Raw genomic sequence first — 12,502 nt, forward strand, 5'->3', positions numbered from 1 at the left:
AAGTCGATCACGTATGCCCGGCAAACCTCGCACTGCTTCATTTGCAGATTGAGGCTTGCCACTTGCAGCTGCTTTATTGCGGACTCGCACGAGTACTGGTGAGCAGAGACTTCAGGTTCGCTGCCTTGGGTTTGACCAGCCAGAAGCGACGCAGGTAGTCGTCGAGGTTCTCGGCCAGTTCACGCCCCCACTCGCTGTCGGTTTCCGCGACGTACTCGTTCAGCACGTTTTGCAGGTGGCTGCGATAGGCTTCCATCGCTTCGCCACTGATCCGCTGGATTTCCACCAGTTCGTGGTTGACCCGGTCAACGAAGGTGTTGTCCTGGTCGAGCACGTAGGCGAAACCGCCGGTCATGCCCGAGCCGAAGTTGTAACCGGTCTTGCCCAGTACGCAGACGAAACCACCGGTCATGTACTCGCAGCAGTGATCGCCGGTGCCTTCCACCACGGTGTGGGCACCGGAGTTGCGCACAGCGAAACGCTCGCCCGCGGTGCCAGCGGCGAACAGCTTGCCGCCGGTGGCGCCGTACAGGCAGGTGTTGCCGATAATGGCGCTGTCCTGAGTCTTGTAGACGCTGCCCTTGGGCGGAACGATGACCAGCTTGCCGCCGGTCATGCCCTTGCCCACGTAGTCGTTGGCATCGCCTTCCAGGTACAGGTTCAGGCCGCCGGCGTTCCACACGCCGAAGCTCTGGCCCGCAGTGCCCTTGAAGCGGAACGTGATCGGCGCCTGGGCCATGCCCTGGTTGCCGTGGAGCCGGGCGATCTCGCCGGAGATGCGTGCGCCGATGGAACGGTCGCAGTTGCAGATATCCAGTTCGAACTCGGCTCCGCTCTTGTCGTTGATCGCCGAACGCGCCATGTCGACCATTTTTTCGGCCAGCAGGCCCTGGTCGAACGGTGGGTTACGGTCCACCTGGCAGAACTGCGGCTTGTCCGCCGGGACGTGATCGCTGCCCAGCAACGGGGTCAGGTCCAGGTGGTGCTGCTTGGCCGTCTGGCCCTCCAGCACCTCCAGCAGATCGGTGCGGCCGATCAGCTCTTCCAGGGAGCGCACGCCGAGCTTGGCCAGCCACTCACGGGTTTCTTCGGCGACGTAGGTGAAGAAGTTCACCACCATGTCGACGGTGCCGATGTAGTGATCCTTGCGCAGCTTTTCGTTCTGGGTGGCGACGCCGGTGGCGCAGTTGTTCAGGTGGCAGATGCGCAGGTACTTGCAGCCCAGGGCGATCATCGGCGCGGTGCCGAAGCCGAAGCTTTCGGCGCCGAGGATGGCCGCCTTGATCACGTCGAGGCCGGTTTTCAGGCCGCCGTCGGTCTGCACGCGGACCTTGCCGCGCAGGTCGTTGCCGCGCAGGGTCTGGTGAGTTTCCGCCAGGCCCAGTTCCCACGGCGCGCCGGCGTACTTGATCGAGGTCAGCGGCGAAGCGCCGGTGCCGCCGTCATAGCCGGAGATGGTGATCAGGTCGGCATAGGCCTTGGCCACACCGGCGGCGATGGTGCCGACACCTGCTTCCGCCACCAGCTTCACCGAAACCAGGGCCTGAGGGTTGACCTGCTTGAGGTCGAAGATCAGCTGCGACAGGTCTTCGATGGAGTAGATGTCGTGGTGCGGCGGTGGCGAGATCAGGGTCACGCCGGGCACGGCGTAACGCAGCTTGGCGATCAGGCCGTTGACCTTGCCGCCGGGCAGTTGGCCGCCTTCGCCGGGCTTGGCGCCCTGGGCCACCTTGATCTGCAGCACTTCGGCGTTGACCAGGTATTCCGGGGTCACGCCGAAACGGCCAGTGGCCACTTGCTTGATCTTGGAGCTCTTGATGGTGCCGTAGCGCGCCGGATCTTCGCCGCCTTCACCGGAGTTGGAACGCGCACCGAGGCGGTTCATGGCTTCGGCCAGGGCTTCGTGGGCCTCGGGGGACAAGGCGCCCAGGGAGATGCCCGCGGAGTCGAAGCGCTTGAGGATCGACTCCAGGGGCTCCACTTCGCTGATGTCCATGGGCGTGTCCAGGGTCTTCACCTTGAACAGGTCACGGATCATCGACACCGGGCGGTTGTCCACCAGCGCGGTGTATTCCTTGAACTTGGCGTAGTCGCCCTGCTGCACGGCGGCTTGCAGGGTGTTGACCACGTCCGGGTTGTAGGCGTGGTATTCGCCACCGTGGACGAACTTCAGCAGGCCGCCTTGCTGGATCGGCTTGCGCGGGCTCCAGGCTTCGGTCGCCAGGGCTTTCTGCTCGGCTTCGATGTCGACGAAACGTGCACCCTTGATCCGGCTCGGTACGCCACGGAAGCTCAGGTTGCAGACTTCCTCGGACAGGCCGATGGCTTCGAACAGCTGCGCGCCACGGTAGGAAGCGATGGTGGAGATGCCCATCTTCGACAGGATCTTCAGCAGGCCCTTGGTGATGCCCTTGCGGTAGTTCTTGAACACCTCATAGAGGTCGCCCAGCACTTCACCGGTACGGATCAGGTCGCCCAGCACTTCGTAGGCCAGGAACGGATAGACCGCCGAGGCACCGAAACCGATCAGCACCGCAAAGTGATGCGGATCGCGGGCAGTGGCGGTTTCCACCAGGATGTTGGAGTCGCAACGCAGGCCTTTTTCGGTCAGGCGGTGGTGTACCGCGCCCGTGGCCAGGGAAGCGTGGATCGGCAGCTTGCCCGGAGCGATATGGCGGTCGCTGAGGACGATCTGGGTGCGACCGGCGCGCACGGCCTCTTCCGCCTGATCGGCGACATTGCGGATCGCCGCTTCCAGGCCGACGCTTTCGTCGTAGTTGAGGTCGATGATCTGCCGCTCGAAGCCCGGGCGGTCGAGGTTCATCAGCGAGCGCCACTTGGCCGGGGAGATCACTGGCGAGCTGAGGATCACGCGCGAGGCGTGCTCGGGCGATTCCTGGAAGATGTTGCGCTCGGCACCGAGGCAGATCTCCAGGGACATGACGATGGCTTCGCGCAGCGGGTCGATCGGCGGGTTGGTGACCTGGGCGAACTGCTGGCGGAAGTAGTCGTAAGGGGTGCGCACGCGCTGGGACAGCACCGCCATCGGCGTGTCGTCGCCCATCGAACCCACTGCTTCGTAGCCTTGCTCGCCCAGCGGACGCAGGACCTGGTCACGTTCTTCGAAAGTGACCTGGTACATCTTCATGTACTGCTTGAGCTGGTCGACGTCGTAGAAGGCCGAACCGTGGTCGTTGTCTTCCATGGTGGCCTGGATGCGCAGGGCGTTCTTGCGCAGCCATTGCTTGTACGGATGGCGCGACTTCAGACGGTTGTCGATGGCGTCGGTGTCGAGGATCTGCCCGGTTTCGGTGTCCACGGCAAAGATCTGCCCCGGACCGACCCGGCCCTTGGCGATCACGTCTTCGGGCTGGTAGTTCCAGACGCCGATCTCCGAAGCCAGGGTGATGAAGCCGTTCTTGGTGGTGACCCAGCGGGCCGGACGCAGGCCGTTGCGGTCCAGCAGGCAGACGGCATAGCGGCCGTCGGTCATGACCACACCGGCCGGGCCGTCCCAAGGCTCCATGTGCATGGAGTTGTATTCGTAGAACGCCCGCAGGTCCGGGTCCATGGTCTCGACGTTCTGCCACGCCGGCGGAATGATCATGCGCACGCCGCGGAACAGGTCGATGCCGCCGGTGACCATCAGTTCGAGCATGTTGTCCATGCTCGAGGAGTCGGAACCCACGCGGTTGACCAGCGGCCCGAGCTCTTCCAGATCCATCAGATCGTTGCTGAACTTGGTGCGCCGGGCCTGGGCCCAGTTGCGGTTGCCGGTGATGGTGTTGATCTCGCCGTTGTGGGCGAGGAAGCGGAATGGCTGGGCCAGCGGCCATTTCGGCAAGGTGTTGGTGGAGAAGCGCTGGTGGAACACGCAGATCGCGGTTTGCAGGCGCGGATCACCCAGGTCCGGATAGAAGGCGGCGAGGTCCGCCGGCATCATCAGGCCTTTATAGATGATGGTCTTGTGGGAAAAGCTGCAGATGTAGTGATCGGTGTCGGCAGCGTTGGCCACCGAGGAGCGACGACGGGAGCTGAACAGCTTGACGGCGAAATCCTGATCGCTCAGGCCTTCGCCACCGATGAACACTTGCTCGATCTGCGGCAGGCGCTCCAGGGCCAGACGCCCGAGCACACTGGTATCGATCGGCACTTTGCGCCAGCCCAGCAGTTGCAGGCCAGCGGCCAGGATCTCGCGGTTCATGTTTTCGCGAGCGGCTTCGGCCTTGGCCGGATCCTGGTTGAAGAACACCATGCCCACTGCATATTGCTTGGGCAGATCGGTGCCGAAATGCTCCTTGGCGACGGCGCGCAGGAACAGGTCGGGCTTTTGCATCAGCAGACCGCAACCGTCGCCGGTCTTGCCGTCCGCGTTGATCCCACCGCGGTGGGTCATGCAGGTCAGGGCCTCAATGGCCGTTTTCAACAGGGTATGACTGGGTTCGCCCTGCATATGGGCTATCAGGCCGAAACCACAGTTATCCTTAAATTCATCTGGTTGGTACAGACCTGCTTTCATAGACACTTTCTCACCAGGCTGCCTCTTATCGAGACAAATTTCTTTTCAATTCAACCACTTACCATCCACGCCGAACGTACGCCGACTTTGCGGGGGCAAAAGGGAGGTCATTGTACACACCGACACAAAGCCCCACAAATTTGGCGACGATCTGTCGCAAATTTATGTCGCATTTATGAACGTTTTAAAGCGATATGCTGTGCTAGTCAAAAAGTTTTGCTTTTGACTGCCGCGACTCAAAAACTACTGTGACGCAGACACCACAAGGCACGCGGCCTGTAAGGCAGCATGCCGATGCGGAAATTTGAGGTTGCCGGGAGAGGCGGCCTGGGTAAGGCCGCCGAATCTTCAGCGAGTTGTTGCCAGTTCTTGTTGAACGCTAGCGACAGTGCGAGGCCAAGGTTTACCAGCCTGAACCTTCGCTGGCAAGGATTTGATGGCGCTGACCGCGGCATCGCGGCTGGAGAAGTTGCCGTAGGTGATCACATACAGCGGCTTGCCATTGAGGACTTTCTTGAAGTAACGGTACTCGCCGCCCTGCTCCTTGACGAAGCTCTGGGCCGTGGCTTCCGAACTGGTGCCAAGGATCTGCACCACGTAGTTGCCCGGCGCTTGACCGGCGTACCAGCTGCCACCGGCGGCCTTGGCCACGGTGACCGGCTTCTCCGCCGGCTTGGCGGCTGGAGCAGGCTTGGCGGCAACCGGTTTTTCCACCGGCTTGGGCGCTGGCGTCGGCTTGGCGGTGGCGACCTGGGTCGGCGCCGGGGTTGGCCGCGCAGCCGGAGTCGGTGCCGGACCGGCCACGGCGCCGGCAGGTGGCGCGGTGGTGGTCACGGTGGGCGGAACCGCGCTGGAGCCTTCCACCGGAACCCCGTCATCACCCTCGGTAATGCCGCCTGCGGCTTCCGCCAGAGGACCACGCATCACTGGCTGCGACTGGCCGACCAACGGCAGAGGCATCGGTTGGGATGAACCGGCGAACTCCACAGATGGACTGCCATTGGCATTTGGCGTCGGCGTCTGACCCAGCGGCAACTGCGCCTGTTCATTGGTCGGCGTACCGCTGGTCGGTGCCTTGCTGCGCCCCGGCATCAGCCAGGCGGCAGCCACGGCCACCACCACTACAGCGGAAATGGCCAATACGTGTTTCTTCGGCATGTTGAACCCCATACTTGGACGCTTGACCGCAGAGCGGCTGGCGATCATGGCTTCGATCATTGCATCCCTGGCGACCTGGTTGATGTTGCCCGGCCAGCCATCGGAGCTTTCGTGAATATCACTGATCTGATCTGCGGAGAAAAGTTCGATGCCCTGACCCGCGCCTTCGAGGCGCTGGGCCAGATATTCGCGGGTTTCCTCTTCGGTGTAGGGCTGCAGTTCGATGACGTGGAAGCGTTCTTCCTCGGTGCTCAACTGATCCAGGGTGGCGATCAGCGACGACTCGCCGAACAGGAAGACATGAGGGCGGCCTTCCGGAGCCCCTGCCGCCAGAGCCAGCAGCGCCTCGAGCGCGGACTCGTCGAGCTGCTCGGCATCATCCACCAGCAGATAGACTTCCTGGCCGGTCAGGGCCAGTTGCACCACCTGGGCCAGAATCGCGCCGATCTCGGCCTGGGCCACATTCAGCGCCTGGGCCACCTGGCGCAACACGCCGGCGGCATCGCCGGCACCGCGGGCGGAAACCACCACGCTCTGTACCGACTGCTTGTTGGTGCTGGCAACCAGCGCCTGGCGCAGCAGGGTCTTGCCGCTGCCCTGGGGGCCGGTCACCACCAGCAATAACTGGCTATAGCGAGCCAGGTGATGCAACTGCCCCAACACAGGCTTGCGTTGGGCAGGAAAGAATTTGAAGCCAGGAACCCGGGGAGCGAAAGGATCATGGCTCAACTGGTAATGGCCGAGGAAAGCCTCGTCGGCGTGCAAACTAGTCATCGGGATTTTATTAACCTTTAAGCTGAGCCAGGGCGCGGTAATCCGCTCCCAGCGTGGCCTGTAAAACCTCTTTCGGATAATCGTCGGTCACTACGGCTTCGCCCATGCGGCGCAACAGCACCAGACGCAAACGACCGTCGATCACTTTCTTGTCAATTGCCATGTGTTCGAGAAAATCCGCTTCAGTCATCTCTTCAGGCGGGATGACCGGCAGGCCCGTGCGCTGGAACAGGCGAATACCGCGGTCACGCTCCTGGCAGGTGATCCAGCCCAGGCGTGCAGACATTTCCAGGGCCATGACGGTGCCCGCGGCAACCGCCTCGCCATGCAGCCAGACACCGTAGCCCATGTGGGTTTCGATGGCATGGCCAAAGGTGTGCCCCAGGTTGAGGGTGGCGCGCACCCCGGACTCACGCTCGTCGGCACCCACCACGGCGGCCTTGGCCGCACAGGAGCGTTCGATGGCGTAAGTCAGCGCCTGCTGGTCCAGGGCCCGCAGGCGATCGACGTTTTCTTCCAGCCAGGTGAGGAAGGGTTCGTCGCAGATCAGGCCGTACTTGATCACTTCCGCCAGGCCCGCCGACAGCTCGCGGCTGGGCAGGGTATTGAGGCTGCTGGTGTCGATCAGCACCACGTTCGGCTGGTAGAAGGCGCCGACCATGTTCTTGCCCAGTGGATGGTTGATACCGGTCTTGCCGCCCACCGAAGAGTCCACCTGGGACAGCAGAGTGGTCGGGATCTGGATGAAGTCCACGCCGCGCTGATAGCAGGCAGCGGCAAAGCCGGCCATGTCGCCGATCACGCCGCCACCGAGGGCAATCAGGGTGGTGCGCCGATCATGACGCGCGGTCAGCAGGCCATCGAAGATCAACTGCAGGGTTTCCCAGTTCTTGTGGGCCTCGCCATCGGGCAGGACCACCGAGATCACCGAGTATTGCTCCAGGCTGCGGGTCAGGCGCTCAAGGTACAGCGGCGCGACCGTTTCATTGGAAATGATCGCCACTTGCCGTCCGGCGATATGTGGCACCAGCAGCTCGGGCCGGTCCAACAATCCTTCACCAATGTGAATCGGGTAGCTGCGCTCGCCTAGATCGACCTTAAGTGTCTGCATGTGTCCCCACAGTGAAGATGGAAGCAGGCGTTGTGCCTTGTATTGACGATGGGCCTCGTCAGGTCTTCTGACGCTGCCCGATAGCTCTGCGCCAAACCCTGGCGGTCATGGCGCGACGCCGAGAATAGCGCATTTCGCTCGGCGCATTAACGGGGTGGCAGCTGCTGCAGGCGCTCCAGGATGTCCAGCACCACCATTCGCGGCGGCCGCTCATCGGTTTCCACCACCAGATCGGCGATTTCCCGATAAAGCGGATCGCGGACTTCCAGCAAGTCGCGCAGGGTCTTGGCCGGATCGGCGGTGCGCAGCAAGGGACGATTGCGGTCCCTGGCAGTCCGACCAACCTGTTGCTCCACCGAGGCATGCAGATAGACCACTCGTCCGCCGGCATGCAGTGCCCGACGATTGGCCTCGCGCATGACCGCGCCACCACCGGTGGCCAGCACTACGCCGTCGGTGCCACAGAGCTCGGCGATCATTGCCTGCTCGCGATCGCGAAAGCCCGGTTCGCCTTCCTTATCGAAGATCCACGGGATGTTCGCGCCTGTACGCAGTTCAATTTCCTTATCGGAATCTTTGAATGGCAGGCGCAGCTCTTTGGCCAGTAAGCGGCCTATGGTGCTTTTTCCAGCCCCCATCGGCCCAACAAGAATCAAATTTCGCACAGAATCAACGACTCACAGCAATCGCCTGGTTGTTCATGATACGCGGAGTGAGAAATACCAGCAGCTCGGATTTTTTCTCCGACACCACGTCACGCCGGAAAAGGCGGCCAAGATACGGCACATCGCCAAGAAATGGCACTTTATCTACAACCTTGCTCTGGGTATTGGAAAAAACCCCGCCAATGACGATGGTTTCTCCGTCACGGACCAGGACCTTGGCATTGACCTCGTTCTTCTTGATCGGCGGCACATCCTGGACCTTGTTCAGGTAGTCCGGCTCGTCCTTGGTGACCTTGACCTCCATGATGATGCGGTTGTCGGGGGTGATCTGCGGCGTCACCTCAAGGGACAGCGAAGCCTCCCGGAACGACACGGACGTGGCGCCACTGGAACTGGCTTCCTGATAGGGAATCTCGGTGCCCTTGAGGATCCTCGCGGTTTCCTTGTCGGAGGTGACCACCCTGGGCCGGGAAACAATCTCGCCATTGCCGGTCTTTTCCATGGCGCTCAGTTCCAGGTCCAGCAGCACGTTGTCGGAGAGGTAGGCGATGTCGATGCCCGAGGTATTGGCCACAGCCCCAAGGTCGACGAACGGCGCGCTGCCACTGCCCGGCGCCCCGACCGCCGATGAACCGCCGCCCTGCACCCCGGAAGCCTGCCAATGGCCCCTGTTGCGCAGCGAACCGCCCCAGCGCACTCCCAGGCTCTTGTTGTAATCGAGGTTGGCCTCGACGATCCGTGCCTCGATCATCACCTGGCGCACCGCAACGTCCAGCTGGCCAACGATGCGCCGCAACTCATCGAGGCGCTCCTGGGTCTGGTAGGCAATGATGTTGTTGGTGCGCTCGTCCACGGTGATCGAGCCCCGTTCGCCCGCCTGGTCCTCGGTGCCGGTCACCGAATGGAACAGCTTGGCGATGTCCGCGGCCTTGGCGTAGTTGACCTGTAGCAGCTCCCGGCGCAGCGGTGCCAGATCCTGCAACCGCTTCTGCGACTCCAGTTCCTGACGTTCCCGGGCGGCCATTTCATCCGCCGGGGCCACCAGCAAGACATCACCCACCTGGCGCTTGTCCAGGCCCTTGGTCTTGAGCACCAGATCCAGGGCCTGATCCCAGGGCACACGCTGCAGGCGCAGGGTAATGCTGCCTTGCACCGTGTCGCTGGCCACCAGGTTGAGGCCCGTGAAGTCGGCGATCAGTTGCAGCACCGAACGCACCTCGATGTCCTGGAAGTTCAACGAAAGCTTGGCGCCGCCATAAGCAGGCCCGGCCACAGCGCCGCCGAGCGAGTGCGTCGGGGCTGGGTCCCCCGCCTGAAGCGGCGCGGATGCCCGAGCGGCCTCAGCGGCCGGAGTGGTCTTGAGTTCGGCGGCGCCGACCAGCGGTGCCAGCAGCGCCATCCATAGCGCCACACCGATGGCTGAAACAGTCCTGTTCATTGTGCAGACTCCACCTGAGAGTGTTTTTTCAGCAGCAGCGTCCGTGGTCGTTCCTGCCAGCCCCCCGCCCCATCGGCAACAATTTCCAACACCTCGACCCGTGACTCGCTGATCGCCACGATCCGACCTTCGCTTCGCCCCAGGTAGTCGCCGATCTGCAACCGGTGGACACCCTCGGCACTGCGCAACAGGGCGAAGCTGGCGCTGGTGCCGGACATGGTTCCGACCATCTGCAACCGCTCGATATCAAAGCCCTCCAGATACTGCCGGGGTCGCTGCGGATCCGGCCGGACTGCCCGCTCGCCCCATCGACGCTCGACGCGTTCGACGCTCTGCGGGGGCTGGAACGGGCTGCGCAGCCCACTGGCGTCATAGGTGAAAGCGGGGCTGGAGCGGACAACCGGCAGCGGCTCAATCGGCTCCGGCGCTTGCCGGCGCATCTGGTTCATAAAAGCCTGGGTTTCAGCGAAGTCGGCGGCCCCCTCGCACCCGCACAAGCCCAGACCAAAGCAGGCCCACATCAGCCAGCGCCAGGCCTTCATGAGTGCGGTTCCGGGCTGTCGTAGCTGTAGGTTCGCGCCCCGATGCTCAAGCGCAAGCGCGCAGGATCACCCGCTTCCAGGGGCCTGAGCTGAAAATCATGCAAGGTGACGATTCGCGGCAGGCCGGCGACGCCGCTGACGAAGGTCGCCAGATCGTGATAGCCACCTGTCACCGTGATCTGGATCGGCAGCTCGACATAAAACGGACGCGGTACGGGCGGTTGCAACTTGATCTCTTCGAGCGCCAGACCGCTGCCCAAGCCCAGGCGACTGATGTCTTCAAGCAACCCCGGGACTTCGCCGTCGCTGGGCAACTGATGCAGCAACTGCTCGAAACGGCTGCGCAGGGCCGCGAGCTGCGCCCGATACAGCTCGAGATTGGCCACTTGCCGAGCCTTGCTGGCGAACTGCTGCTTGAGGCGGGTTTCTTCGTGACGCATCTGCTGCAGTTGCCGCAGATGAGGGCTCAGGTACAGGCCGTAGCCTGCTGCCAGGATCACCAGCAGAAGCAAGGCCGCCGTCAGCGCCCTCAACGGCGCAGGCCAGGCGCCGAGGTTGCTCAGCTCCAGCTCTCGCAGATCGGCGCCACGCAGCTGCGCCAGCCACCCGCTCGGCCTCATCGCGTCGTCTCCTCAGGCAGCGGCGGCATCAACCCGACACTGAGCCGAAACAGATGGCTCGGCTGCGGCTGCACCTCGCTGGTCTTTTTCACTTCGGCCAGGCTGGGAGCGGCAAATCCTGCGGTCGCCTGCAGATTGCGCAGCAAATCGGAGATCCGGCCATTGGCCTGGGCAACTCCACTGATACTCAAGTTCTGCCCCTGCAGATCGACTTCGGTGAAATGCAGGCCATCGGGCACGCTGCGGGTCAGCCCCTGGAACATCCGCACCCGGCTCGAGCGGCTGTCTTGCAGGGCCTCGATAACCTGCATGCGCTCAAGCAGTTGCTGGCGTTGAGCCTTGAGCTCGCGAACACCGGCGATCTGCTGATCCAGGTCCACGTTCGCCTGCTCCAGGTACTGGTTGCGGGCGTGCTGCCGAGCACTCACGCGCTCGATGCCGACATCAATCAGCAGCACCAGCCCCAAGCCCAGCAGCAGGATGACTGCCACTATCTGCAAAAAGCGCCGCTGTTGCTGCGCCCGCGCAGCTTCCCGCCAGGGTAGAAAGTTGATCCGGGCCATCAGTCGAACCCTCTCAGGGCCAGACCGCAGGCCAGCAGCAGCTCAGGCGCCTGTTCGGCGAGCGCCTGGGCATCGACCCGGGGCCCGACGCTCATGCCGACGAACGGATTGGCAAGGGCCGTGGCTATCCCCAGTTGCTGTTCGATCCGCCGCTCCAGCCCGGCAAGGCGCATGCCCTCGCCAGCCAGCAGCAACCACTGCACCGGTTGCCGCTGTGGCGACTCGGAGAACTGTTGCAAGGCGCGCTGGACGTTGTGCAGCAAGTCCTGCTCAAAGGGCCGCAGCGCCTCCTCGAGACAGACTGACGGCAAACCTCCCTGGCGCTCGGCTCGCAGCGCCTGATCCAGGGTCAACGAGAAACGCTGCCCAAGGACCTGGGTCAGCTGCCGACTACCGAACAGTTGCTCGCGGCTGTAAATGATTCGCTGGTCGCGCATCACACTGAAACTGCTGACGCCCGACCCCACGTCCAACAGCGCCACCGCAGACTGCGTGGCCGCCGGACTCTGCGCCGCCAACAGCGCCAGGCAGCGCTCCAGGGCCAGGGGCGCGCTCTCCACCACCTGCGGCGTCAGGCCGGCCCGGGCCAGCAGCGCCTCCCGGGCTTCGACCGTCTCGTGGCGACAGGCCACCAGCAACACCTGGACCCGCCGGGGATTGCCCGGCACCCTGCCCTGCACCTCAAAGTCGGTGGCCACCTCTTCCAGGGGATAGGGAATGTACTGGCCCGCTTCCAGACTGAGCTGGTACTCCAACTCCGCTTCATCCAGTTCCGCCGGCATGTCGATCAGTTTGCTGATCACCGCTTCACCGGGCACCGCCACCGCGGCCGCCTTGAGGCGACTGCCGCTTGTGCGCCAGGCCTGGCATAACGCCACGGCCTGCGCCTCGGTGTCGACACCGCCCGATTCGAGAAATGAGTCGGGTGCCAGGTCTTGCCGGGCATACGCCTCGACCCGGTAGCCCCGGCCCTCCCGGCTCAAGGACAGGAGCCTGACCGATGTGGCGCCGATATCGATCCCCAACAGGGAACTCGACTTTCTGCTGAAGACTCCAAGCACACCAATTCCCTTTGCCTATCCGTGACTTACGAACCCCAGGAGCAGCAGCGT

General features: G+C 63.2%; 8 protein-coding genes and 1 pseudogene. All 9 read right to left on the reverse strand.

Translation table 11 applies throughout. From position 1 onward, the window contains the following. Positions 1 to 73: 73 nt before the first annotated feature. On the reverse strand, positions 74 to 4,519 hold the full coding sequence (gene gltB / locus L1O02_RS28710) for a glutamate synthase large subunit (RefSeq protein WP_060837166.1): 4,446 nt from the start codon (positions 4,517 to 4,519) through the stop codon (positions 74 to 76). Positions 4,520 to 4,867: 348 nt separating this feature from the next. Beyond that, on the reverse strand, positions 4,868 to 6,451 hold the full coding sequence (locus L1O02_RS28715) for an AAA family ATPase (RefSeq protein ID WP_060837165.1): 1,584 nt from the start codon (positions 6,449 to 6,451) through the stop codon (positions 4,868 to 4,870). Between the two features lie 10 nt (positions 6,452 to 6,461). Next, positions 6,462 to 7,562 (reverse strand): 3-dehydroquinate synthase, encoded by a 1,101-nt coding sequence (aroB, locus tag L1O02_RS28720; RefSeq protein ID WP_235759156.1) that lies wholly within the window; start codon positions 7,560 to 7,562, stop codon positions 6,462 to 6,464. A 146-nt stretch (positions 7,563 to 7,708) separates the two neighbouring features. Next, the gene (gene aroK, locus L1O02_RS28725) at positions 7,709 to 8,227 is read right to left on the reverse strand and encodes a shikimate kinase AroK (protein WP_016966152.1); all 519 of its coding nucleotides are present in this window, start codon (positions 8,225 to 8,227) and stop codon (positions 7,709 to 7,711) included. Positions 8,228 to 8,231: 4 nt separating this feature from the next. Next, positions 8,232 to 9,488 (reverse strand): annotated as a pseudogene (locus L1O02_RS28730) (type IV pilus secretin PilQ family protein); the annotation flags it as partial. A gap of 173 nt (positions 9,489 to 9,661) precedes the next feature. Continuing rightward, on the reverse strand, positions 9,662 to 10,207 hold the full coding sequence (locus L1O02_RS28735; protein WP_235759158.1) for a pilus assembly protein PilP: 546 nt from the start codon (positions 10,205 to 10,207) through the stop codon (positions 9,662 to 9,664). Further along, positions 10,204 to 10,827 (reverse strand): type 4a pilus biogenesis protein PilO, encoded by a 624-nt coding sequence (pilO, locus tag L1O02_RS28740; RefSeq protein WP_235759160.1) that lies wholly within the window; start codon positions 10,825 to 10,827, stop codon positions 10,204 to 10,206. Before pilO ends, L1O02_RS28735 begins: the two co-directional genes overlap by 4 nt. Continuing rightward, positions 10,824 to 11,390 (reverse strand): PilN domain-containing protein, encoded by a 567-nt coding sequence (locus L1O02_RS28745; RefSeq protein WP_235759161.1) that lies wholly within the window; start codon positions 11,388 to 11,390, stop codon positions 10,824 to 10,826. Before L1O02_RS28745 ends, pilO begins: the two co-directional genes overlap by 4 nt. Next, complete coding sequence (pilM, locus tag L1O02_RS28750; protein WP_235759163.1) at positions 11,390 to 12,451, reverse strand: type IV pilus assembly protein PilM; 1,062 nt, start codon at positions 12,449 to 12,451, stop codon at positions 11,390 to 11,392. The genes L1O02_RS28745 and pilM overlap by 1 nt, the downstream gene beginning before the upstream one ends. Between the last annotated feature and the right edge of the window lie 51 nt (positions 12,452 to 12,502).

Origin of the sequence: Pseudomonas sp. BC42 (assembly GCF_021560055.1) — a bacterium.
Classification (GTDB): Bacteria; Pseudomonadota; Gammaproteobacteria; order Pseudomonadales; family Pseudomonadaceae; genus Aquipseudomonas.